The sequence below is a fragment of the Trinickia sp. HAY1-2D genome (genome assembly GCF_056754935.1).
On record NZ_JBPGWX010000002.1, the window covers coordinates 4,268,614 to 4,293,484 of the forward strand.

19 protein-coding genes are annotated in these 24,871 nt (G+C 63.1%); 10 read left to right on the forward strand and 9 right to left on the reverse strand.

Annotated elements, in window-relative coordinates:
- Window position 1: 1 nt before the first annotated feature.
- The 5 genes from ACR9ZC_RS26895 (at window position 2) to ACR9ZC_RS26915 (ending at window position 5,033) form a co-directional block, all read left to right on the forward strand.
- The gene (locus ACR9ZC_RS26895; protein WP_331573556.1) at window positions 2–541 is read left to right on the forward strand and encodes a F0F1 ATP synthase subunit delta; all 540 of its coding nucleotides are present in this window, start codon (window positions 2–4) and stop codon (window positions 539–541) included.
- A gap of 55 nt (window positions 542–596) precedes the next feature.
- Window positions 597–2,138: a F0F1 ATP synthase subunit alpha gene (atpA, locus tag ACR9ZC_RS26900; protein ID WP_331573554.1), complete on the forward strand. Its 1,542-nt coding sequence runs from the start codon at window positions 597–599 to the stop codon at window positions 2,136–2,138.
- A gap of 74 nt (window positions 2,139–2,212) precedes the next feature.
- Window positions 2,213–3,088 (forward strand): F0F1 ATP synthase subunit gamma, encoded by an 876-nt coding sequence (atpG, locus tag ACR9ZC_RS26905; RefSeq protein WP_331573552.1) that lies wholly within the window; start codon window positions 2,213–2,215, stop codon window positions 3,086–3,088.
- Between the two features lie 62 nt (window positions 3,089–3,150).
- On the forward strand, window positions 3,151–4,545 hold the full coding sequence (gene atpD / locus ACR9ZC_RS26910) for a F0F1 ATP synthase subunit beta (protein WP_481582583.1): 1,395 nt from the start codon (window positions 3,151–3,153) through the stop codon (window positions 4,543–4,545).
- A 59-nt stretch (window positions 4,546–4,604) separates the two neighbouring features.
- Window positions 4,605–5,033 (forward strand): F0F1 ATP synthase subunit epsilon, encoded by a 429-nt coding sequence (locus ACR9ZC_RS26915; protein ID WP_331573548.1) that lies wholly within the window; start codon window positions 4,605–4,607, stop codon window positions 5,031–5,033.
- A gap of 121 nt (window positions 5,034–5,154) precedes the next feature.
- Here the strand turns inward: ACR9ZC_RS26915 and ACR9ZC_RS26920 are convergent, their stop codons facing one another.
- The 6 genes from ACR9ZC_RS26920 to ACR9ZC_RS26945 form a co-directional block, all read right to left on the reverse strand.
- Complete coding sequence (locus ACR9ZC_RS26920) at window positions 5,155–5,814, reverse strand: 2OG-Fe(II) oxygenase (RefSeq protein ID WP_481582584.1); 660 nt, start codon at window positions 5,812–5,814, stop codon at window positions 5,155–5,157.
- Between the two features lie 81 nt (window positions 5,815–5,895).
- A complete protein-coding gene (locus ACR9ZC_RS26925; RefSeq protein WP_481582585.1) occupies window positions 5,896–6,564 on the reverse strand; it encodes a prolyl 4-hydroxylase family protein in 669 nt (222 codons plus the stop codon).
- Between the two features lie 13 nt (window positions 6,565–6,577).
- Window positions 6,578–7,147, reverse strand: a complete 570-nt coding sequence (locus tag ACR9ZC_RS26930; protein WP_481582586.1) for a prolyl hydroxylase family protein — start codon at window positions 7,145–7,147, stop codon at window positions 6,578–6,580.
- A gap of 170 nt (window positions 7,148–7,317) precedes the next feature.
- Window positions 7,318–7,800, reverse strand: coding sequence for a hypothetical protein (locus tag ACR9ZC_RS26935; RefSeq protein WP_481582587.1), 483 nt, complete (start codon window positions 7,798–7,800; stop codon window positions 7,318–7,320).
- A 112-nt stretch (window positions 7,801–7,912) separates the two neighbouring features.
- Window positions 7,913–8,134, reverse strand: a complete 222-nt coding sequence (locus ACR9ZC_RS26940; protein WP_481582588.1) for a hypothetical protein — start codon at window positions 8,132–8,134, stop codon at window positions 7,913–7,915.
- Between the two features lie 150 nt (window positions 8,135–8,284).
- Window positions 8,285–8,773: an HD domain-containing protein gene (locus ACR9ZC_RS26945; protein WP_481582589.1), complete on the reverse strand. Its 489-nt coding sequence runs from the start codon at window positions 8,771–8,773 to the stop codon at window positions 8,285–8,287.
- A 359-nt stretch (window positions 8,774–9,132) separates the two neighbouring features.
- On the opposite strand from ACR9ZC_RS26945, the gene ACR9ZC_RS26950 reads away from it, so the two are divergent.
- The gene (locus ACR9ZC_RS26950) at window positions 9,133–10,869 is read left to right on the forward strand and encodes an AMP-binding protein (RefSeq protein WP_481582590.1); all 1,737 of its coding nucleotides are present in this window, start codon (window positions 9,133–9,135) and stop codon (window positions 10,867–10,869) included.
- Window positions 10,870–11,688: 819 nt separating this feature from the next.
- Here the strand turns inward: ACR9ZC_RS26950 and ACR9ZC_RS26955 are convergent.
- Window positions 11,689–12,483, reverse strand: coding sequence for a transporter substrate-binding domain-containing protein (locus ACR9ZC_RS26955; protein ID WP_481582591.1), 795 nt, complete (start codon window positions 12,481–12,483; stop codon window positions 11,689–11,691).
- 141 nt (window positions 12,484–12,624) lie between these two features.
- On the opposite strand from ACR9ZC_RS26955, the gene hemE reads away from it, so the two are divergent.
- Complete coding sequence (gene hemE, locus ACR9ZC_RS26960) at window positions 12,625–13,722, forward strand: uroporphyrinogen decarboxylase (protein ID WP_481582592.1); 1,098 nt, start codon at window positions 12,625–12,627, stop codon at window positions 13,720–13,722.
- A 440-nt stretch (window positions 13,723–14,162) separates the two neighbouring features.
- Window positions 14,163–16,439: a primosomal protein N' gene (locus ACR9ZC_RS26965; RefSeq protein ID WP_481582593.1), complete on the forward strand. Its 2,277-nt coding sequence runs from the start codon at window positions 14,163–14,165 to the stop codon at window positions 16,437–16,439.
- Between the two features lie 355 nt (window positions 16,440–16,794).
- Here ACR9ZC_RS26965 and ACR9ZC_RS26970 read toward each other — a convergent pair whose 3' ends face one another.
- On the reverse strand, window positions 16,795–16,989 hold the full coding sequence (locus ACR9ZC_RS26970) for a hypothetical protein (RefSeq protein ID WP_481582594.1): 195 nt from the start codon (window positions 16,987–16,989) through the stop codon (window positions 16,795–16,797).
- Window positions 16,990–17,279: 290 nt separating this feature from the next.
- Between ACR9ZC_RS26970 and putA the strand changes: the two genes are divergently transcribed.
- Both putA and ACR9ZC_RS26980 read left to right on the forward strand, forming a co-directional pair.
- The gene (gene putA / locus ACR9ZC_RS26975; RefSeq protein WP_481582595.1) at window positions 17,280–21,224 is read left to right on the forward strand and encodes a trifunctional transcriptional regulator/proline dehydrogenase/L-glutamate gamma-semialdehyde dehydrogenase; all 3,945 of its coding nucleotides are present in this window, start codon (window positions 17,280–17,282) and stop codon (window positions 21,222–21,224) included.
- A gap of 84 nt (window positions 21,225–21,308) precedes the next feature.
- A complete protein-coding gene (locus ACR9ZC_RS26980; RefSeq protein WP_481582596.1) occupies window positions 21,309–22,457 on the forward strand; it encodes a branched-chain amino acid ABC transporter substrate-binding protein in 1,149 nt (382 codons plus the stop codon).
- Window positions 22,458–22,543: 86 nt separating this feature from the next.
- Here ACR9ZC_RS26980 and ACR9ZC_RS26985 read toward each other — a convergent pair whose 3' ends face one another.
- Window positions 22,544–24,733, reverse strand: coding sequence for a hypothetical protein (locus ACR9ZC_RS26985; protein WP_481582597.1), 2,190 nt, complete (start codon window positions 24,731–24,733; stop codon window positions 22,544–22,546).
- Window positions 24,734–24,871: the final 138 nt, after the last annotated feature.

The following is a 24,871-nucleotide window of genomic DNA, read 5'->3' on the forward strand; positions in this document are numbered from 1 at the left end:
CATGGCCGAACTTGCAACCATCGCCCGCCCGTACGCGGAAGCGCTATTCGGCGTTGCCGAGGGTGGCGACGTCGCCGCCTGGTCCGCTCTTGTGCAGGAGCTGGCACAGGTTGCGCGTCTGCCGGAAGTGCTGTCGGTCGCCACGAGCCCGAAGGTGAGCCGTGCACAAGTCGTCGAGCTCCTGCTCGCGGCGGTCAAATCGCCGCAAAAGGATGCGCCGGCGGCGAAGAATTTCGTGCAAATGCTCGTCGATAACCACCGACTCGCGCTGTTGCCCGAAATCGCCGTGCAGTTCGACGAATTGAAGAACGCTCGTGAAGGGGCGGCCGATGCGCTGATCGTCAGCGCGTTTGCCCTCGAAGGCCAGCAACTCGCCGATCTCACCGCCAGTCTCGAACGCAAGTTCAAGCGTAAGCTCAAGTCGACGGTCCAGGTGGATCCGTCGCTGATCGGGGGCGTGCGCGTGACGGTTGGCGACGAAGTGCTCGATACCTCGGTCCGCGCGCAGCTCGCCGGCATGCAGACGGCGCTCACGAATTGAGCGATGCGCGACATGCCCAGCGGCACGCAACAGAATTGAACATCAGGAGCGAATAATGCAACTCAATCCCTCTGAGATCAGCGAGCTGATCAAGAGCCGGATCCAGGGCCTTGAAGCGAGCGCGGACGTTCGCAACCAGGGCACCGTGATCTCCGTGACCGACGGTATCGTGCGCATTCACGGTCTGTCGGACGTGATGCAGGGCGAAATGCTCGAATTCCCGGGCAACACGTTCGGCCTCGCGCTGAACCTCGAGCGCGACTCGGTCGGCGCCGTGATTCTGGGTGAGTACGAGCACATCTCGGAAGGCGACGTCGTGAAGACGACGGGCCGCATTCTCGAAGTGCCCGTGGGCCCCGAGCTGATCGGCCGCGTGGTCGACGCGCTCGGCAACCCGATCGACGGCAAGGGTCCGATCAACGCGAAGATGACCGACGCCGTTGAAAAGATCGCCCCGGGCGTGATCTGGCGTAAGTCGGTGTCGCAGCCGGTGCAAACGGGTCTGAAGTCGATCGACTCGATGGTGCCGATCGGCCGTGGCCAGCGCGAGCTGATCATCGGCGACCGTCAATGCGGCAAGACCGCCGTGGCTGTCGACGCGATCATCAACCAAAAGGGCAAGGACCTCATCTGTATCTACGTCGCGATCGGCCAGAAGGCTTCGTCGATCATGAACGTGGTGCGCAAGCTCGAAGAAACGGGCGCGATGGCATACACGATCGTGGTGGCCGCTTCGGCATCCGAATCGGCTGCGATGCAGTATCTCGCGCCGTACGCGGGCTGCACGATGGGCGAGTACTTCCGCGATCGCGGTCAAGACGCGCTGATCATTTACGACGACTTGACCAAGCAAGCGTGGGCGTATCGTCAGATCTCGCTGCTGCTGCGCCGCCCGCCGGGTCGCGAAGCGTATCCGGGTGACGTGTTCTATCTGCACTCGCGTCTGCTCGAGCGCGCCGCGCGCGTTTCGGAAGAGTATGTCGAGAAGTTCACGAACGGCGAAGTGAAGGGCAAGAGCGGCTCGCTGACGGCACTGCCCGTCATCGAAACGCAGGCCGGCGACGTGACGGCGTTCGTGCCGACGAACGTGATCTCGATTACCGACGGTCAGATCTTCCTCGAAACCGACCTCTTCAATGCGGGTATCCGTCCGGCCATCAACGCCGGTGTGTCGGTCTCGCGCGTGGGCGGTGCGGCGCAGACGAAGGTCGTCAAGAAGCTCTCGGGCGGTATCCGTACCGACTTGGCGCAGTACCGCGAACTGGCTGCATTCGCGCAGTTCGCCTCGGATCTCGACGAAGCGACCCGCAAGCAGCTCGAGCGCGGCCGCCGTGTGACAGAGCTGCTCAAGCAGCCGCAGTATCAGCCGCTTCAGGTGTGGGAGCTGGCCGTCGCGCTGTTCGCCGCGAACAACGGTTATCTCGACGACCTCGAAGTGAAGGACGTGCTTGCGTTCGAAAAGGGTATGCGCGAATACCTGAAGACGAGCCATGCCGATCTCGTAAAGCGCATCGAAGACACGAAGGACTTGTCGAAGGACGACGAGGGCGCGCTGCACGCCGCTCTGAAGGACTTCAAGAAGTCGGGTGCTTATTGATCGAGGCATAGGGACCTAGAAGCCGCGCTCGCCGGAAACGAGCGGTTCGCGCGGCTTCGATCAGGGAGCAAGCAATGGCTGGAATGAAGGAAATTCGCGGCAAGATCAAGAGCGTGCAGAACACGCGCAAGATCACGAAAGCGATGGAGATGGTTGCCGCATCGAAGATGCGTCGTGCGCAGGAGCGCATGCGTGCCGCCCGTCCGTACGCCGAAAAAGTCCGTGACATCGCAGCGCACATGAGTCGCGCGAACCCCGAGTATCGTCACCCGTTCATGGTGTCGAACGAAGGCGCGAAGGCGGCTGGCCTGATCCTCGTGACGACGGACAAGGGTCTGTGCGGCGGCTTGAACACGAACGTGATGCGTGCGTCGCTGCAAAAGATCAAGGAGCTCGACGATAAAGGCCAGAAGGTCGAGGCCACCGCGATCGGCAGCAAGGGGTTCGGGTTCTTGAACCGCCTCCATGCGAAGGTCGCCTCGCATGTCGTGCAGCTCGGCGACACGCCGCATCTGGAAAAGCTGATCGGCGCGGTCAAGGTGCAGCTCGATCTGTACTCGGAAGGCAAGGTCTCGGCCGTGTATCTCGCCTACACGCGTTTCATCAATACGATGAAGCAGGAGCCCGTGATCGAGCAGTTGCTGCCACTGTCGGCCGAGCATTTCGAGAGCGACAAGACAACGCCGAACGCCGCGTGGGATTACATCTACGAGCCGGATCCGCAGGCGGTCGTCGATGAGTTGCTCGTGCGCTACGTCGAGGCGCTCGTGTATCAGGCGGTAGCCGAGAACATGGCGTCCGAGCAATCGGCACGCATGGTCGCGATGAAGGCGGCATCGGACAACGCGAAGACGGTGATCAACGAGCTGCAGCTGTCGTACAACAAGAGCCGCCAGGCTGCGATCACGAAGGAATTGTCGGAAATCGTCGGCGGCGCTGCCGCGGTCTGACGCGCCTCGTACCGAACTGCGCCCTTGCGCGAGTGAAGAATTGAGTATCTAAAGGAAAAGCGATGAGTACTACTGCTTTGGTAGAAGGCAAGATCGTACAGTGCATCGGCGCGGTGATCGACGTGGAATTCCCGCGCGCGCACATGCCGAAGGTCTACGATGCCCTCGTGCTCGAAGGCACGGAACTGACGCTCGAAGTTCAGCAGCAGCTGGGCGACGGCGTGGTGCGCACCATCTGTCTCGGTGCATCCGATGGTCTGCGCCGCGGCATCATGGTGAAGAACACGGGTTTGCCGATCAGCGTGCCTGTCGGCAAGCCGACGCTCGGCCGCATCATGGACGTGCTGGGTCGTCCGATCGACGAAGCCGGTCCGATCGAAAGCGCGACCAAGCGTTCAATCCACCAGAAGGCGCCTAAGTTCGACGAACTGTCGCCGTCGACGGAACTGCTGGAAACGGGCATCAAGGTTATCGATCTGATCTGTCCGTTCGCGAAGGGCGGTAAGGTGGGCTTGTTCGGTGGCGCCGGCGTCGGCAAGACCGTGAACATGATGGAGCTCATCGACAACATCGCGAAGGAGCACGGCGGTTACTCCGTGTTCGCCGGCGTGGGCGAGCGTACCCGTGAAGGGAACGACTTCTACCACGAAATGAAGGACTCGAACGTGCTCGACAAGGTCGCGCTCGTCTACGGTCAGATGAACGAGCCGCCGGGCAACCGTCTGCGCGTGGCGCTGACGGGCCTCACGATGGCCGAGCACTTCCGCGACGAAGGCCTCGACGTGCTGTTCTTCGTCGACAATATCTACCGTTTCACGCTGGCCGGTACCGAAGTGTCGGCACTGCTCGGCCGTATGCCGTCGGCGGTGGGCTATCAGCCGACGCTGGCAGAAGAAATGGGCAAGCTGCAAGAGCGCATCACGTCGACGAAGACGGGCTCGATCACTTCGGTGCAAGCCGTGTACGTGCCTGCCGATGACTTGACGGACCCGTCGCCGGCTACGACGTTCGGCCACTTGGACGCAACGGTCGTGCTCTCGCGCGATATCGCCTCGCTCGGTATTTATCCGGCCGTGGACCCGCTCGATTCGACCTCGCGTCAGATCGACCCGAACGTGATCGGCGAAGAGCACTACTCGATCACGCGTGGTGTGCAGCAGACGCTGCAGCGCTACAAGGAACTGCGCGACATCATCGCGATTCTCGGGATGGACGAGTTGTCGCCCGAAGACAAGCTCTCGGTGGCTCGCGCACGTAAGATCCAGCGTTTCCTGTCGCAGCCGTTCCACGTCGCGGAAGTGTTTACGGGTTCCCCGGGCAAGTATGTGCCGCTCAAGGAAACGATCCGCGGCTTCAAGATGATCGTCGAAGGCGAGTGTGATCATCTGCCCGAGCAGGCGTTCTACATGGTCGGTACGATCGACGAAGCCTTCGAAAAGGCGAAGAAGATCCAGTAACGATCGGGCCCAGGAGTCAGTACGAATGGACTGACTCCGCCGACCGCTGAGGAATCAATATGGCAACCATCAAAGTAGACGTCGTCAGCGCGGAAGAGCAGATCTTCTCGGGCCATGCGAAGTTCGTCGCGCTGCCGGGCGAGGCGGGCGAGCTCGGCATTTTGCCGGGCCACACGCCGCTCATCACGCGTATTCGTCCGGGTGCCGTGCGCATCGAAGCCGAAAGCGGCGAAGAGGAGTTCGTCTTCGTGGCCGGCGGCATTCTCGAAGTGCAGCCGGGTGCCGTGACGGTGCTGGCCGATACCGCGATCCGCGGCAAGGATCTCGACGAAGCGAAGGCTGAGCAGGCGCGCAAGCGCGCAGAAGAAGCGTTGCAGAACTCGGGCTCGAACCTCGAGTATGCGACGGCGCAGGCCGAGCTCTCGTATGCCGTGGCGCAACTTGCGGCGATTCAGCGGCTGCGGAAGATGCGCACGACGCAGCACTGAGCGCCTCATTGCTTTCCGGCCGTGCCGTGCTCACTACCGCCGGCAAGTACGGTCAACGGCCCGCCCCTCGCAGGCCCGAAAGCGCGGAAATGCCGTTCAGCGATCACGCTGAACGGTATTTTCATTTGAGAAGCAGATGATCGCGCTTCTGTGGTCTCTCGCACAACCACGTCGTTGCGATCCATTTTTCTCCCGCCGTTACGGGGGTGGAACCGTGTAAGAAGCTGCGATCAGGGTTTCCATCCTCACCGTGATAGCTAAAAAAAAGCGCGTTGCCCCGGTGCGGACTCACGAACGAGCCATTGAGCAGCGGAAACACGGTGGCCCCGGCAGCGGGGCAATCATTCAGATAGACGATCAGCGTCGCAAGCCGTTGGCCCTTGCTGCTCAGCGCAGTGCGATACGAGGGTAGTTCGGGATCGAAAAAATCGTGATGGGGCTTAAACTCGTCGCCCGCTTCGTAATGCGTGACCTGCAAAGGCTGAAAACAGGCGGATGGCCAATGCGTGAGCGTCTCGATACGGTCCTCGAGCCGCTTGATCGCACCGTGCTCCGCGCCGAACAAGCGTCCGATGGCGCCAATGCGCGCGGCGGTGAACGATTGCCTGCGTGTGACCGCGTCTACGACGCGCGCCGCTTGAAGCGTCCCCCTCGACAATTCGATCAGTTCATCGCATTCGTGGCCTGTCAGAAAGCCTTCCAGCAGTACCCACTGCGAACGACCCGGTGCCGAGTGCCGGTGCGCTACGATCCGTGCGCGGTGGCCGTCCGCGAAGGCCACGGTGCTTTCGTTGAGATCGACGCACGGGACGACTGATTGCGACGAAGGCACGAGATTGTCTCGAGCTCGGATGATCGGGCGTCAGCTCAGGGCGGGCGCATTCGCTGCCTTGCTCGACAGCCATTTCGTCGCGATCCACCCTTCGCCCCCGGAAATCGGCACGCCGCGATACTTGCCGCGGTGTGCACCCGGTTCATCCATCCCCGGGTAATTGAAAAAGAGCGCATTGCCTTTGTGCGGGCACACCGACAAGCCACTGTCCGGAAGCGAGATTGCGCCGGGCGCCGTACCGTCGCTCAGAAACATGACGAGGGTGGCAACCCGCTGTCCCTGCCACGCCTGGCGATCGCCCGCTTCCCGGTGCGAATCGTCGAAGTCTCGGCTCGACGCGAACGAGCCGTCCTCGCGGTAACGTGAGACTTCGATGGCGTAGGCATCGTCGTCGGGCCATTGCGTCAACGCGCCGATACGCGCTTCGATCTTCGCGACGAAGCTGCTTTCCGAGCGAGCAAAGCGGACATGTTCGACAGCACTCGAGGAGCGGGCGTAGTCACTGTGGTTGGCTTGCAATCGCGCTTTCGCGAGCGCGAGCCATTCGTCACATTCGTCGTGCGAAAGCAGCCCGCCCAGCACGACGACCTGCGGCGCGAGCTCCGGCGTCAGCGAGTACGCATGCAGCCTGACGCGGTGGCCGTCGGGGCAGGTCACGATGTTTTCTTCGATGCTGATCCACGGGTAGGTCGAGTCCATGATGTCGCTCGGTTCAGAATTTGATTGGTGTTGACGATGGGTTCTCGCGCTCGCACAGCCACGTAGTCGCGATCCACTTTTGTCCCTCGAGGACGGGGCCCGCGGCATGCAAGCAGCTGATATCGGGTTTGCCGCCGCTGCCCGGGTAGCTGAAGAACAGCGCATTTCCCTTTTGTGGGCACACGAAGAGGCCGTCCAGGCGTGGAAACGCTGTGGCACCGGAGCGCGGACAGTCATTCAGGTACATAAGAAACGTCGCCAGCCGCTGACCGTTCGTTTGCAGAATTTCCCGGAAAGCCGGCATGTCCGGGTTGTAGCAGTCGTGATGCGGCCGGTATTGTCCACCCACGCCGTAGCGGATCATCTGGAAGTGCTGGAAATGGGTCGACGGCCAATGGGTCAGCGCTTCGATGCGTGCCTCGATCTTTCTCGTCAGGTCGTATCGAGCACCCGCAAATTCGACGGCTTCAGCGACCCGCGCTGGGGAGACAAAGCCCTCTCCGGTTCGCGAACTGACCACCTCGGCAGGTTCGAGCTTGTTTTCGGCCAGCACGATCAACTCGTCGCATTCGGCATCGGTCAAGAAGTGCTCCAGTACGACCACTTGGGGCGTCGAGTCGGGGAGCCCTCGATAGCTTAGAAGCCGAGTGCGATGGCCGTCGGCGAAGCGAACGCTGCCTTCGTGGATGTCGATTCGTGGATATGTCATGGAAGTCAATCAACGGTAATGGTCGTTGGCCGATCGCCCTGACTTCAGGCAAACGGATCGTAGGCGTGCTCGCACACCGCGTAGACGAATTCATCGTCGACGACCGAGACGAGGTTCAGGAAAGCGCCGGCGCGCACCGTCTCGCGGCGAAGCGGGACCACCTTTGTCGTGGATAGCCACTCCCACCCGTTTTCCGTTCGAAACGTCGTCGGCGGCATGTGATAGAGAAAGCTCTCCGCGTCCAGGTCGATCAGGTCTGCGCGAACCGCCACGAAGACCTCGTCCTGGTTGCACCACAATCGCGCACGGCGAAAATCCGAACGCTCGATCGAGCGGTATCCGAGCGCAAACGCGAGACCGACTCTGCGCTCCCTCGACGCATAAACGGCTCTGCGGCATTCGGGGTCCGTGATGGGCGTCGTAAATGAAGGCAACGCTTCGTCGAAGCAATAAGGGCTTCCGTGATAGAGAACGGAGGGCGTTTCGCGGACTTCGCGCATCCCGATCGCAGAGGGGGCGGCTCCCATTCGTTCCTCGCATGTCGATGCTTTCCGAAAAAAGGCGGCGTGCCAGCGCAGGCATCATGGCGGCCCGGCGCCGCCAAATCAGGCGAGCGCCTGTGACGCTCGCCTGGCAACATTACAGTCGCGGGTTGCCCGTGTTGGGCGGCTCCCACTCGGCGGCATTGAGGCCGGCGCCGCCTTGCTGTTCCTTCGTGCGCTGGAGTAGCGCGAGGTTCTGCAGCAGCGTGCTGCCGCCAGACGCCTGACGCGGTGAAGGGATGAATACTTTGGGGTCCGCGGACTCGGCGGTGGGCTGCGGGGTGGATACAGGTGTGGCCGTACCAATCGTAAGTGGCATATCGAGCTCCGGTTGAAGGATAAAAAATCAGGCAATGTCGATTTACGACACTTCTACTACTCATGCGCCCGCTCGCGATGACGCGCATGAACTCTCTGCGCCAATGCATCGGCATCGGCGTTTAATCGGGGAAGCCGGTACAAGAGTGTGCTATTGATGTAGGTTCACGCTTTGTGGAATTAACTCGTCGAGCAAATCGGCCGCTTGTTTCGACAAAAACTTCCGATTTGGCTGAATGCCGACTCTGCCCAGATCCATACGATCGCCGTCCCAGCACGATTGAATCGTGACGTCGGAATGGGTCAGCCCGTCGCTGTGAAAGTAAATGGCGGTGCACAGCAGGTCGATCCGATATCCGGATAACGAGAAAAACGTCCCGTTCAACGCATACGCGAGTTCTGCGCCTCTTTCCCCATGCAACGGATCATGCCGTTCGCTCTCCCGGCAGCTGTCGTGCAGCAGTGCGAATAATTCCACGACCAACGGGTCGGCCCCACGCCGCATACAGACCTGCGACGCATAATGCTGGACGCGAAGCCAATGATCGATTCCATGAACGCCGTGCCAAGCGATCTTGAATTGTCGCTCGATATGCTCCAATAGACCAGCTCGATCATAATCTGCCCGGCGCTGCTGCATGTTTCTCGCCCTCGAATAAACGCACGTTGGGTATTATTTCGCCGGCCGAATAAATTATCGGTGGGGCGAACAGATTTTGACTTTATCTACATATTTACGTAGTCATGAGAACAATTTTTCGGTGTGCCAATGCATGGCGTTATGAAACAGCAATTGGGTCGTCGAGCCGGCAATGCAGGCGAAGATTTCATCGTATGTGCGAATGAACGTGCGGTTCGAGCCGGTGCTTGCGGTCCGGTCAATCGCCGCCCGACGGTGAAATCGTTTTTCCGCAATGCTGCGGGTAACCCTCGATATATTGGCGCAGGCTCGAATGGGAGAATCGAGCGCCAGAAGGCCAACGCCGCAAGGGACCTGCCATGTCAAGCAATGATGCCGGGCGCGAGAACGGCGCGCTGATTGCGCCGAGAAACGGTGTTTCGTATGTGCGAGGGGCGAGCGACGCGCCATTGTCGGACGCGACGATCGGCGAGTTCCTTGGGGCTACCGCCGCGCAGTTCCCCGATCGTCTCGCTGTGGTCTTTCGGGAGCAGGGCATCCGTTGGACCTGGCGCGAATTCTCCGACGAAGTCGATGTGCTTGCCGCGGGGCTGCTAGGGCTCGGCATTGCGGCCGGTGATCGCGTTGGCATATGGTCGCCGAATCGCGTGGAATGGCTCATGACGCAATTCGCGACGGCTCGCATCGGCGCGATCCTCGTCAACATCAATCCGGCCTATCGCCTTACGGAGCTCGAATACGCGCTCAACAAGTCAGGTTGTGTCGCGCTGATCGCGGCGCCGCAGTTCAAGACGTCGATGTACCTGGACATGCTCCGCACGGTTGCGCCGGAGCTGGAGAAGTCCGAGCCCGGCGCGTTGCACGCCGCAAGCTTGCCGCAGCTACGCACGGTCGTGCGAATGGGCGATACGCCGACCCCCGGCATGCTGACTTTTTGCGAGCTCATCGAAAAAGGCCGCGTCTCGCTCGATCCGGCCGCGCTCGATGCCCGTGCAGCGATGCTTTCCGCGGGCGACGCAATCAACATCCAGTTCACGAGCGGCACCACCGGCCATCCCAAGGGTGCGACACTCACGCACCGCAATGTGGTCAACAACGCGCGGTACATCGCCCGCGCCATGCGGTTGACCGAGAACGATTCGCTTTGCATTCCCGTTCCGCTTTATCACTGCTTCGGCATGGTGCTCTCCGTGTTGGCCTGTGTTTCCGCGGGCGCCACCATGGTATTTCCGGCCGAGGCGTTCGATCCCGGCGCCACGCTCGCCGCTGTCTCGGAGGAGCGCTGCACGGCGCTGCATGGGGTACCGACCATGTTCATCGCCGAGCTCGATCACCCCGATTTCGACCGGTTCGATTTGACTGCGCTCCGTACGGGGATCATGGCCGGTTCACCGTGTCCGATCGAGACGATGAAGCGTGTCGTGGCACGGATGCACCTGTCCGAAATCACGATCGCCTACGGCATGACCGAGACGAGCCCGGTCTCGTTCCAGAGTGCAACGACGGATCCGCTCGACAAGCGCACGTCGACGGTGGGCCGCATTCAGCCGCATCTCGAGGCGAAGGTGGTCGATGCCGAGGGACGGACCGTTCCGGTCGGCGCGATTGGCGAGCTTTGGACGCGCGGCTACTCCGTCATGCGCGGCTATTGGGACGACGATGCCCGCACACGCGAGGCGATTCAGGATGGCTGGATGCACACCGGCGACTTGGCGACGATCGATGCCGAGGGCTATTGCAACATCGTCGGACGCCTGAAAGACATGCTGATTCGAGGCGGCGAGAACATCTATCCGCGCGAGATCGAGGAGTTCCTATTCCAGCATCCGAAGATTCAGAGCGTACAGGTCTTCGGTGTACCGGACGCGAAGTATGGCGAGGAGGTCTGCGCCTGGGTCACGTTGCGTCCCGGCGAGCAGATGACCGAAGACGAATTGCGCGAGTACTGCCAGGGCCGCATCGCGCACTACAAAGTGCCGCGCTATGTGCGCTTCGTCGACGAAATGCCGATGACCGTGACAGGCAAGGTGCAGAAGTTCGTCATGCGCGAGCGCATGGTCGAGGAACTCGGGCTCGCCTTGCCGAAGACCTGTTGAGGGCGGTGGCGCGACGAACCCGTGAGGCAAAAAAAAAGCGGGCCAGCGGCCCGCTAAAAACCACACGCTACGGGGTTAGCGCGAGGAGACCAAGGAAGGAACCAATGAGGCGCTATGTATTGCGCCTCGACGATTCCAGCAAAGATGTACCCAAAAGGATTCGATCTGTCTGATCGGATTTCGGCATCATTATTGCACGAAGTCAGAAAGTGCAAATATTGGGACGTCGAAACACACCTGTGTTGAAACCGTTGAGGGGCATTGTGGGCGAATTGCCCGGGCGACGCGGTAACAAAGTGTTTCAGGATGTAACCTAGGCGGGACAAGGCGCAGCGGGACTTTTTGCCGAATTTTGCGCAAATTGGGTCATTATTTCCGATGCGCAAGTGGCTTGGTATCGATTACAGAATTGCATGCCAATTGCGGGCGGGAGTCAATTGCCGGATATTCCATTTCATGCAAACCAATATAAAGATTAGCCGGAAAATTTAGCTCGAAATGCTAAATCGCCATTTTTAGGACGATGCGCAAGTGGACATGTTGCTCGTTGCTTTTTCTCTACGGCTTTCGAGACGATGAAGGAGCCATTGGCATTGCGGCGTATGTTGACGCGCGATCTCCGGAGCGGGCTGTCCTGGCATCGGCGTCGTCCCAGCGACTCGGTGGCCGGCTACATGCGATCGCGCGGCTGCCGAATGGTCAAGATCGAGCGCGCGCCTCCTTGGCGCCGACCCCCAGCATGACGGCGGCGCGCCGCGCATGCGGAGGGAGCGGGGAAACCCCGCGCGGCCGGTCTTCACGCCGCTTCGGGGCGCGCCTTCATTTCAGCCATTTATCGGAAATGGCCTGAAACTCGCCCGTTGCGCGGGCAAGATGCAGCCATTGGTCGACATATTGCTGAAACGCGACATCGCCGCGCGGGACCATGTAGGCCTTCTCCCCGTATTGAAACGGCTTGTCGGGATGGATCGAGCACAGGCCCGGATTCAATTTTTGCTGCAGCAGCGTCTCCGATGCGTCGGTCACCATGACATCCGCCTTGCCGGCCAGGATCTGCTTGAAGATCGTCACGTTGTCCGGGTAGACGGTGACATTCGCGTGCGGGAAATACTGCTTGGCGAAACGCTCGTTCGTGCCGCCCGGATTGACGATCACACGCGTGGACGATTGGTCGATCTGAGCGACCGTCTGGTATTTGTCCGCGTCGGCGCAGCGCGCGATCGGCGTCTTCCCGTCGATCATGTACGGTTCCGTGAAGAACACGTGCTTCTGGCGCTCGAGCGTCGTCGAGACGCCCCCGACGGCGATATCGCATTTTGCGATGAAGTCCTTCATCAGATTCGACCACGTCGTCTTCACGAACTCGGCCTTCGCGCCGAGCGACTTCGCGAGCGATTCGGCCATGTCGATGTCGATTCCTTCGAAGGTGCCGTCGGACTTCAGGAACGAATAGGGTTTGTAGTCGCCGGTCGTGCACACGCGCAGCGTGGTGCGCGCCGCGATCGCATCGAGGCGCGATGCCGGAGGCGCCGCTGCCGAGTCCGCTGTCGCGTCGGCTAGCGCAGTGCCAGAGCAGGCAAGGCTGAGCAGGCAGGCAAGGGTGGCTTTTCTCATCGTGGTCTCCGATTGGACGTTTGCGGCGATGGTAGCAGCATCAAAACTCTGCCTGCGTGCTTTTGTCGCGAGCGCGACGGCTGCCCGCTCGCGTCCGGTAAAATGAGCGCTTTTCCAGCCGCGCCGCCTCGCAGACCCAACGTGCCCTCGACCCTGATCAACGACACCTTCTTGCGCGCGCTGCTGCGCGAGCCGACCGAGTACACGCCCATCTGGCTGATGCGCCAGGCCGGCCGTTATCTCCCCGAGTACAACGCCATGCGCGAGCGGGCCGGCAGTTTCCTCGGTCTCGCCAAAAACCCCGACTACGCGACCGAGGTCACGCTGCAGCCGCTCGAACGCTACCCGCTCGATGCGGCGATCCTCTTTTCCGACATCCTGACGGTTCCCGACGCGATGGGGCTCGGCCTGTCGTTCGCTGCAGGCGAGGGGCCGCGCTTTGCGCGCCCGGTGCGCGACGAGGCCGATGTTGCGCGCCTGGCCGTACCCGACATCGAGGCGACGCTCGGCTACGTGACCGATGCCGTGCGCGAAATCCGTCGTGCGTTGACCGACGCACAAGGGCGCCAGCGCGTGCCGCTGATCGGCTTCTCCGGCAGCCCGTGGACGCTCGCCTGCTATATGGTCGAAGGCGCCGGCTCGGACGACTTCCGGACGGTGAAGTCGATGCTCTACAGCCGCCCCGATCTCATGCATCGGATCCTCGAAATCAACGCGCAGGCCGTGGCCGCCTACCTGAACGCGCAGATCGAGGCGGGTGCGCAGGCGGTCATGATTTTCGATACCTGGGGCGGTGCGCTCGCCGACGGCGTGTTTCAGCGTTTTTCGCTCCACTACACCGGCGAAGTCGTGCGTCGGTTGAGGCGGGAGCATGACGGTGCGCGTGTCCCGGTGATCACGTTCACGAAAGGCGGCGGCCAGTGGCTCGAAGCGATCGCCGATGCCGGCGTCGATGCCGTCGGGCTGGACTGGACGACCGATCTCTCACGCGCACGCGCGCGTCTCGGCGATCGCGTGGCGCTGCAAGGCAACCTCGATCCCACCGTGCTGTTCGCCCCTCCCGCGACGATCCGCGCCGAGGCGCGAGCCGTGCTCGAGCGCTTCGGCCCGCATTCCGGCCACGTATTCAATCTGGGCCATGGGATCTCGCAGTTCACCCCGCCCGAACACGTCGCGGAGCTCGTGGACGAAGTGCATCAAGCAAGTCGCACCCTGCGCGCCCAGTCTCCTGCCACATAAGCATGTCCTTTTTATTGCGACGCAGCGAAATGGGCTCTGGCTCTAAGGGCTGCGGTGGGCTGAAAACGGCGCCGACCGGGGGTTTCCAAGTTGTCAAGACTTGACTTATGCACATTCTTCTCGTTGCGGCGCGGTAGAGCGAAAGCGAGTTGACGCGATGCTGCAAACGTTGTAGCGGACCCCCTCCGGCCTTGTTCGACAAGGGTTTCCGGGCGGTGGGAGATATGTGCGGTTGCCCACGGAAGGCCGTCGCCGCGCCACTCGACGGCCAACGCCTGGGCACTTTTCAACAAAGTTATCCACAGGGGCGCGGCGGGTAGGGCAATCCCCAGCAAGATCCTCGACTTAGCGGCGAATGTGATGTTTTACTTTAAGTTCGATTCGGCGGTATGCCGGGCGCAGCGAGCTGGCCGCTACATGATCCCGCGGGCCTTTGCCGCATGACGCAACTGATCGCCCGGATTGCGCTCGATCATCCCGTGCCGACCTTGTTCGACTATCGGTGTGAGTCCTCACTCGCGCCGCAAGCGGGCATGCTCGCGGTGGTGCCGTTCGGCAGACGCGAGATAGTGGGGTTGATCTGCGAGGTTGTGACGACGACAGAGGTGCCGTCCGAACGGCTGCGCGACGTCCGACTGGTCTGCGCCGGCTGTGCGCCGTTCACCGATGAATGGCTTCGCCTCGTGGCGTTTGCCGCGGATTATTACCAGCGTTCGGTGGGCGAGGTTGCGTTACCGGCACTGCCTCAAGTGCTGCGCGATCCCGCGCGCTGGGAGCGGCTTTTCGCGCCCGGTATCTCGTTCGGGCTCACGCCGGCCGGACGCGAAGCGTTGCCGGCCGCGCTGCCGGCGCGCGCCAACGCGTTGCGGCGCCTTGCGGGGGCACTGGAGGCGGGGCCACTCGATGCTCGCGAGGCCAGATCGCATTTTTCAAAGGCGCGCGCGACGTTGGAAGCGTGGCAGTCGCAGGGCTGGATCGAGGCGATCGAAACGGCCGCGGATGCGGCCGTTACCGAGGCCACCGATGCCGGACCCGGAGCGGGCGTGCCTGCGCCGCCTGCACAGCCGTGCGCGCCACGGCCCACGCTGACGCCCGAGCAGAGCCAGGCGGTGGAGGCCATCGGTGCGGCCGAAGGCTTTGCGCCCTTCCTGCTGCACGGCGTGACGGGCAGCGGCAAGACCGAGGTCTATCTGCATGCGCTCGCGGAGCTCTTCGCGCGCCATCCCGATGCGCAGGCGCTCGTGCTCGTCCCCGAGATCAACCTCACGCCGCAGTTCGAGGCCGTGTTCCGCGCGCGCTTCGCCGCCCGGCTCGGCGGCGAAGCCATCGTCACGCTGCATAGCGGCATGGCCGATGGCGAGCGCGCGCGAAGCTGGCTTGCCGCGCATCGTGGCCGCGCGCGTATCGTGCTCGGCACGCGCCTCGCCGTGCTGGCCTCGATGCCGCGGCTCGCGCTCGTCGTGGTCGACGAAGAGCACGATCCCGCCTACAAGCAGCAAGAAGGGCTGCGTTACTCGGCTCGCGATCTCGCCGTGTGGCGCGCCAAACAGCTCGCGATTCCGGTTGTACTCGGCTCGGCCACGCCCTCGCTCGAAAGCTGGTGGCACGCGCAGCAGGGGCATTATCGGCGGCTGACGCTGACGCGACGGGCCGTGGCCGACTCCGCATTGCCGGCCGTGCGGATGATCGATCTCGAGGAAGAACGCCGACGCGGCCGGGCGAGTGTCGAGGGGTTTTCGACGCCGCTCGTCGCCGCGCTCGAGGCGCGCCTCGAACGCGGCGAGCAAAGCCTCGTGTTCCTGAATCGGCGCGGCTACGCTCCGGTGCTCTCGTGCGACGCATGCGGCTGGTTGGCCGGCTGTCCGCGCTGCAGTGCCTATGTCGTGCTCCATAAACCCGAGCGCGCCTTGCGCTGCCATCATTGCGGCTGGGAGTCGCGGGTTCCGCGCGCCTGCCCGGAGTGCGGCAATGTCGATATCGCGCCGCTCGGCCGCGGCACGCAGCGCGTGGAGGAAACCCTCGCCACGCTCTTGCCGGGCGCACGCGTACTGCGCATCGACGCCGACAGCACGCGCCGCAAGGGCAGCGCGCAGGCGCTTTTCTCCGATGTCCATGCCGGCGAGGTCGACGTTCTGGTGGGCACGCAGATGATCGCCAAAGGGCATGACTTTCAGCGCGTGTCGCTCGTCGCCGTACTCAATGCCGATACGGCGCTCTTTTCGCACGACTTTCGCGCCGGCGAGCGGCTGTTCGCGCAGCTCATGCAAGTCAGCGGGCGGGCGGGGCGAGCGGGGCTATCGGGAGAAGTGCTGGTTCAAACACGCTATGCACGCCACGCGCTCTATCAGGCGCTGGCGCGTCACGATTACGGAGGTTTCGCCGACGCGACGCTCGGCGAGCGGCGCGAGGCGCATCTGCCGCCTTTTGTCTATCAGGCACTGCTGCGAGCCGAAGCGCGTACGCTCGAGGCGGCGATCGGCTTCCTTCAGGCTGCGGCTGCCGCGCTCGGCGGCATGGAGTCGGCGGACCGTGTGACCGTCTACGATCCCGTGCCGATGACGATCGTCAAGGTGGCCAACGTCCATCGGGCGCAGTTGCTCGTCGAAAGCGGTTCGCGCGCGGCATTGCTAGCCACGTTGCGGGGCTGGCAGCCGGCGCTGCGCTCGCTCAAGGGCGTGCTGCGCTGGGCACTCGAAGTCGATCCCGTCGATATCTGACACGCACGGCCGCACCGCCTCGCCTTATCGCAACCGGCCGCGAGCCGAACGCGCGCGGGCGCGCACATCGATAGCGTAGCCGGGCTTCGCGGTAGCAAGCGGGAGCGTTCTACCTCGGGCGGGGGCGGCCTGGCGCCGCTTGAGCGGTTGCCGATATCTGGCCGACGAGCGGCACTCATGTGAGCAAAGCATGACGAAGTCTCGCGTTATTCGTCCCGGGGGCTGCGCATTGCGGCTGCTGCGGTTGGCGGCTGTTTTCGGCCGTTCTCGGCCATTGGCCGGCGGCTCGCTTGGCCTGCTGCATGTCCGGTTACCCCGGGCGCCACGGGCATGCTGCGCTTCGATAGGGTTGTCGTCAGATTCGTTGGGCGTCCTGTCGCGCCTTGCCTTCGCGTTGCGCCTGCTGCGCTTGCTCGGCGGCGAGCCGCGCGGTACGCACTCGGGCGATGGCCATCGCGCGATTCATCGCGGGCGAGGCACCTCGAACGAAAAGCGTCAGGCAGAAGACCGTCATGATCCAGATGCTGCCGAGTACGAGCCACTTTTCCATTGCGCCTCCCTTCCTGTCCGTTGCCCGCACCCGATGCCCGGGCGCTCACCTGTGTTTACGGCAGCCCCGAACGCTTCCGGAGGGCGCTGGTAACGATTTAGGCTCAGGGAAAACACTGAGCGCGTGAGTGGCACCGCGGCCGGGCGCCGTTCCTGCTCAAACCCTTACCTGACAAGGGACGGCATGAGGTGCAACCCTATCTTCAATTCGGTTGCACCTTTTTATTGGGAGGCGTACGATTCGGCCAACTTTTGATCATTGGCCGGCATCTGGCTGGCAAGCGAAGAATCATGGCTAGCACCACCCTTGGCGTCAAAGTCGACGATCTGCTCCGCGCCCGGCTCAAAGAGGCGGCGACGCGGCTCGAACGCACTCCGCACTGGCTCATCAAGCAGGCCATCTTTGCCTATCTCGAAAAGATCGAGCACGGGCAGCTGCCCCCGGAGTTGACGGGCGCAACCCACGCCGCCGATTTCGCCGACGCGGCGTCCGGCGCCGAGCATGACGACGAAGGCGCACCGCACCCGTTCCTCGATTTCGCGCAGAGTGTGCAACCGCAATCGGTGTTGCGCGCGGCGATCACGGCGGCCTACCGGCGGCCGGAACCCGAATGCGTGCCCTTCCTTCTCGGCGAGGCGCGGCTGCCTGCGGCGCTCTCGGCCGAGGTCCGCAAGATGGCTGGGGGGCTCGTCGAGGCATTGCGCGCCAAGCGCACGGGCGGTGGCGTCGAGGGCCTTATCCATGAGTTTTCGCTGTCGAGCCAGGAAGGCGTCGCGCTCATGTGCCTGGCCGAAGCACTCCTGCGTATTCCCGACCGCGCGACGCGCGATGCGCTCATTCGCGACAAGATCAGCAAGGGCGATTGGAAGTCGCATGTGGGCCATGCCCCGTCGTTGTTCGTCAACGCAGCGACCTGGGGCTTGATGATCACGGGCAAGCTCGTCACGACGAACAGCGAAGCGGGGTTGTCGTCCGCGCTGACGCGTCTCATCGGCAAGGGCGGCGAGCCGCTCATCCGAAAGGGCGTCGATATGGCGATGCGCCTGATGGGCGAGCAGTTCGTGACGGGCGAGACGATTTCGGAAGCGCTGGCCAACAGCCGCAAATACGAAGCGCGCGGCTTTCGCTACTCGTACGACATGCTCGGCGAAGCCGCCACGACCGAGGAAGATGCGCAACGCTATTACGCATCGTACGAACAGGCCATTCATGCGATCGGCAAGGCCGCGGGGGGCCGTGGCATCTATGAAGGCCCCGGCATTTCGATCAAGCTCTCGGCGCTGCATCCGCGCTACTCGCGCGCGCAGCAAGAGCGCGCGATGACCGAATTGCTGCCGCGCGTGCGCGCACTCGCGGTATTGGCGCGCCGCTATGACATCGGCCTGAATATCGACGCAGAAGAAGCCGATCGGCTCGAGCTCTCGCTCGATCTGCTCGAGGCGCTTTGCTTCGATCCCGAGCTTGCCGGCTGGAACGGCATCGGCTTCGTCGTGCAGGCCTATCAAAAGCGCTGCCCCTACGTCATCGACTACGTGATCGATCTTGCGCGCCGCAGCCGTCATCGCGTGATGGTCCGGCTCGTCAAGGGCGCCTATTGGGACAGCGAGATCAAGCGTGCGCAGGTCGACGGGCTCGAGGGCTACCCGGTGTACACGCGCAAGGTCTATACCGACGTCTCGTACCTCGCCTGCGCGAAGCGCCTGCTCGGTGCGCCCGATGCCGTCTATCCGCAGTTCGCCACACACAATGCGCATACGTTGGCGGCGATCTATCACCTCGCGGGGCAGAACTACTACCCGGGCCAATACGAATTCCAGTGCCTGCACGGCATGGGCGAGCCGCTCTACGAAGAAGTGACCGGACGGGACAAGCTCAATCGCCCGTGCCGTATCTATGCGCCCGTCGGCACGCACGAGACGCTGCTCGCGTACCTCGTGAGGCGGTTGCTCGAAAACGGCGCCAATACGTCGTTCGTGAACCGCATCGCCGATGAATCGGTGCCCGTCGCGGCACTCGTGGGCGATCCGGTCGAAGAGGCATCGAAGATCGTGCCGCTCGGCGCGCCGCACACAAAGATTCCGCTGCCGCGCGATCTCTATGGGTCGGAGCGCGTCAATTCGATGGGTCTCGATCTGTCGAACGAGCATCGTCTCGCATCGCTTTCCTCAGCGCTGCTGGCCAGCGCGCATCACCCGTGGCGAGCGGCGCCGATGCTCGGCGACGGCGAGGCCGCGGCCGGCGCGGGGCGCGAGGTTCGCAATCCGGCCGATCAGCGCGATATCGTCGGTATCGTCGTCGAAGCCACACGCGAGCATGTCGATGCGGCGCTAGTCCATGCCGTGGCCGCCGCGCCGATCTGGCAGGCGACGCCTGTCGAAGCGCGCGCCGATTGCCTTGCCCGCGCGGCCGATCTGCTCGAAGCGCAGATGCATACGCTGATGGGGCTCATCGTGCGCGAGGCCGGCAAGTCGCTCGCGAACGCGATCTCCGAAATTCGCGAGGCGGTGGATTTCCTGCGCTACTACTCAGCGCAGATTCGCGACGAATTCTCGAACGATACGCATCGCCCGCTCGGTCCCGTCGTTTGCATCAGCCCGTGGAACTTCCCGCTCGCGATCTTCATGGGACAGGTGGCCGCGGCGCTGGCCGCCGGCAACACGGTGCTGGCCAAACCGGCCGAGCAGACGCCGCTGATCGCCGCGCAGGCCGTGCGCATCCTGCGTGAAGCGGGCGTGCCCGCGGGCGCCGTGCAACTGCTGCCGGGCGACGGCGAAACGGTTGGCGCAACACTCGTGGCCGACGCGCGTACGCGCGCCGTCATGTTCACGGGTTCCACCGAAGTCGCGCGCCTCATCAACAAGACGCTCGGCAAACGCCTCGATGCGGACGGGCGGCCGATTCCGTTGATTGCGGAGACGGGTGGACAAAATGCGATGATCGTCGATTCGTCGGCGCTTGCCGAGCAAGTCGTCGCCGACGTCATGCAGTCGGCGTTCGATTCGGCTGGCCAGCGGTGCTCGGCGCTGCGAGTGCTCTGCGTGCAAGACGACGTCGCGGATCGCACGCTCACGATGCTCAAGGGCGCGATGTTCGAGTTGACGGTCGGCAACCCCGACCGGATGTCGACGGATGTCGGCCCCGTCATCGACCTCGAGGCGAAGCGCACGATCGATACGCACGTCGCCGCGATGCGCGAGAAGGGGCGCGCGGTGACGCAACTGCCGCTGGCGGAGAGCTGTGCGCACGGAACGTTCGTGGCGCCGACGCTGATCGAAGTCGACAGCATCGCCGAGCTCAAGCGCGAAGTGTTCGGGCCGGTACTGCACGTCGTGCGCTACCGCCGCAGCGAGCTCGATCAATTGCTCGAGGAGATTCGCGCAACGGGCTACGGGTTGACGCTCGGCATCCATACGCGCATCGACGAGACGATCGCGCACGTGATCGCCCGTGCGCATGTCGGCAACATCTACGTCAACCGCAACGTCATCGGCGCGGTGGTGGGCGTTCAGCCGTTCGGCGGCGAAGGCCTCTCCGGCACGGGACCGAAAGCGGGCGGCGCGCTCTACTTGCAGCGCTTGTTGGCCAAGCGTCCGGCCGGCTTGCCGAAATCGCTTGCGTCCGTCCTCGTGGCCGATGCGCAGCCGCGAGAAGCGAGCGGCAACGGTAGCGCAAATCCGCGCGCGGCACTGACGGTGCTGCGCGATTGGCTGATCGCCGAGCGCGAACCGGCCCTCGCCGCGCGGTGCGACAGCTACCTGGAGAACATGCCGGTCGGCGCGACGGCCGTGCTGCCGGGCCCGACGGGCGAGCGCAATACCTACACGCTCGGTGCGCGCGGTACCGTGAGCTGCGTGCCAACGACGCCGAGCGGCGCGCGCGCTCAACTGGCGGCCGTGTTGGCCACCGGTAATCGCGCGCTGTTCTCGGGCGCGGCGGGCGAGGCGCTCGTTGCGGCTCTGCCGCCGCAGCTGAAAGCGTATGCGAGCGTGCAACCGGGCGCCGATGCGCAGTACGATGCCGTACTTTTCGAGGGCGACAGCGACGAGTTGCTCGCGCTCGTGAAAGATGTGGCGCAGCGCCCGGGGCCGATCGTCTCGGTGCAGGGCGTCGCGACGAACGGGTTTGTCAACGGCAGCGATGAGGATTACGCGCTCGAGCGCCTCATGACCGAGCGTTCGGTGAGCGTGAACACGGCCGCGGCGGGCGGCAATGCGAATTTGATGACGATCGGCTGAGCGACCCTCGTCGATCGGTTCAAAGCCGGAGGCGGTACGGCCAACCCGAGCCGCTCCACACCTACCTGGTACCAAGGAGAAAATATGCAGCACAAGATGAAACAGATGGCGGGCGCAACGGTTGTTGCGGCAATGTCGCTGGTGGGGACCGCACACGCGCAGCAGGCCGAGGATGTGAAGCTCGGGTTTGCCGGCCCCATGACGGGTGCACAGGCGCACTACGGCGCCGACTTCCAGAACGGCATTACGCTGGCTGTAGAAGAAATGAACGCGACGAAGCCCGTGATCGGCGGCAAGCCGGTGCGCTTCGTGCTCGATTCGGCTGACGATCAGGCCGACCCGCGCACGGGTACGACGGTCGCGCAAAAGCTCGTCGATGACGGCATCAAGGGCATGCTCGGCCACTTCAATTCGGGCACGACGATTCCGGCCTCGCGCATCTACGCGAACGCGGGCATTCCGCAGATCGCCATGGCGACGGCGCCCGAGTACACGCAGCAAGGTTTCAAGACGACGTTCCGCATGATGACCTCCGACACGCAGCAAGGCTCGGTGGCCGGCACGTTCGCGGTGAAGAACCTCGGTATGAAGAAGATCGCGATCGTCGACGATCGCACCGCTTACGGCCAGGGTCTCGCCGATCAATTCGCGAAGGCTGCCAAAGCGGCGGGCGCGACGATCGTCGATCGCGAGTACACGAACGACAAGGCGGTCGACTTCAAGGCTATTTTGACGAAGCTGAAGGCGGTCAACCCTGATCTCGTCTACTACGGCGGGGCCGATTCGCAAGCGGGACCGATGGTCAAGCAGATGAAGTCGCTCGGTATCAAGGCGCCGTTGATGGGCGGCGAAATGGTGCATACGCCGACGTTCCTGAAGATCGCGGGCGACGCCGCGGAAGGGACGATCGCTTCGCTGGCAGGCTTGCCGCTCGACGACATGCCCGGCGGCAAGGACTATGTCGTGAAGTACAAGAAGCGCTTCGGCAAGGATGTCGAAACCTACTCGCCGTACGCCTACGACGGTGCGATGGCGATGATGAAGGCGATGGAAAAGGCCAACTCGACCGATCCGGTCAAATACCTGCCTGTGCTCGCCAAGACGGATATGCAGGGCGTGACGACGAAGGACCTCGCATACGACACGCGCGGCGATCTGAAGAACGGCGGCATCACGATCTACAAGGTCGAAGGCGGCCAGTGGAAAGCGCTGCAGAGCATCGGCGGGAAGTAAGCCGGCTCGGCTGACGGGCTGAGCAAAAAAGCGGTCCCGCGGAACGAACCACGTTTCGCGGGATTCTCTGCGGTCGGCCGAAGCGTTCAGGCAATGGCAGATGCGCTTCCGGCGTCGGTCGTGCCGGGACCGAGCAGGCCAAGTGACTGGAGGTTCTTCACTTTCCTCTCAAAGTTGCCGCGGTGGACGGCGTTCACGATCGGCAGGCTCGCCATCGCGAGCGGCACTTCGAAGGCGCCCGCGACGGCTTCGCGTGTTGCGTCGCCCAGGATCTCGGGGCCGAAGACGCCGCCGACGGCAATCGAACCCAGCACTGCGGCCAGCAAGCCCAACTGCATCTGGTTGACCACCATCACCTCTTTGGCGCCGCGGACTAGCGCACGCCCTCGGCTGATATCTTGCCGGTTGGCTTCCGGGTGCTTGTCGACCGGCGGCAATTCCATTTCTTGTAGCGCCGCAATGATTTCGGCGCGTGCGGAGGGCTCGACTTTCTGTTTCTCGAGCGTCTTCGAGATACTGTCGATGAGCCAGTCTTTCGACGCGAGCTTGTCCAGCGCCGAACCATCGTCATCGCTCAAAGTCGTGCCATTAGGCAGTTTGCCCTCGCGGCCGAGCTTGCGGAATTGGCTTGCGAAGTATTGGATCGAGAACGGAATCGTAAACAGCGGCAGCATGACGGCCGACAGGGAAAATGCACCACCGGCAATGTGCGGACCGAACGCGTGGGCTATGTTGTCGATGTGCGTGGCGAGTGCAAAATCGGGGGGAACCACAAAAAGCCCGAGGAACGCAGCGCGTTTCCTGATGTCCGCGGCCGGCACACCGGCCGCGGACAAGGTTTGGAGCTCTCCTTTTTCGGCGAGCACATTATCGGACGAGCCCGCGATGAACGCAGCGGGGCCCGACAGACCCAGCACACGCTGAACGATTTCGGCGATCGGGGACACCGCCATCAGCGCCTTGAAGGTTTCGCGCACGTCCTCACCAACGCGTCGCGAATCGTCGAATCCGACGCGGTGGTGCGCCCATTCGCCGCCCAGGTACGCGTGAATGACTTCATTGATCTGCTCGAGCTCGGCATGCTGCTGCGGGCCACCTCCTGTCAGCGCAATGCCTATGGCGGTGCTGGAGTACTGATGGATGAGCTTGGCCGCGCCGACAAAATCGAGTTTGCCTTGAAGATCTTCCACGAGATCCGCGTCGATCAGTCGTGCCTCCAGACTGCCGTCCTTCGATTGCTTGTTGGCTTTGCGCAGCGCGCGCGAGTGAGTTTCGGCGATGCGGTTGTAATCGTCGACCGTCAAGGTCGGCATCTTGCCATCTTCGACGAGCGCGCGAAGCCAGTGCGAAACGAAAGCACGTTGCGATTTGGCGAGATCGCGCACGGCGTCGAGCACGGGCTCCGGCGTGAGCTTGGCTTTGATGTAGTGCAGCGATACTCCGTGCTGCTGAAGCGATCGCAGCTTGCCAGCCAATGCGGGTTCCAGTTCGCAAAGCTTCGCCAGCTCGAACGGCAACTCCTCGTCGAGGGCGATGGCCTTCATGTCGAAATGCTGTTCGAAAAAGCGTTGCGCTTGGGGGCCGGTGTCGATGCCGAGGCTGCGCAAAGCTTCGAGCCTGGTTTGCAGCCACGTCTGTTGATCGGCAGGGAGCGCTGCAACAACTTCTCGCGGAAGAGCCGGTATATGACCGGCGTTGAACATCTTGCTCGTATCGTGGCCCACCCTCAAAGCGAGCGGCTGCATCCATGATCCGACGCCGTCGAAGAGCGGTACGACGGTGACCTGGGCACGGTCCTCCGGACTCAGGGACGAGAACCAGGTGGAAAGCTCTTCGCGCGTGAGTTGATCGTTTTTCGCCTCTTCGACCACTCTGCGCATCTCTTTCTCGAGCTGGTCCAACTTTTTGGACGGGCCTGTCAAAAGAGGCAAGTGGTCTTTGACGGTTTGGCCCAATCGGACGATCGGAGGCTCGGTTGCCTCGCCGAGTGCACGCGCGAAATCGCGCGGTGTCAGGTCAATACCCTGTTGCTGCGCGAACCGGTGCGCTTTGATCACTTTGCCCACACGACCGTCATGTTCCGATGGCGTGGCGTGCTGGGCCAGGGCGGAATTACTATCCACCGCGCCGGGCATTTCGTCGACGAGATCGAACAGGGCTTGCAAGCCGGCGGCGCCGTTGCGTTGCTTGCGGGGGCGTAGCTCGGCCGTCGAGAGTGGGGCTTCGTCTCTGCCGCTACCGCTTCCCCCCACCGGTTGATCGGGGCTGATTCGCATTTGACAATTGCTCCATCGTTTAGCTCGTACGGGCTCCGCTGCGGCGGCATCGCGCGCTTGGGCGCCTCGGCTGTCGAGTCACCGATCGACAGGACGGGTTTCACTATGGCGCGTACTTTAAAGACGGCGGAGTCGCCG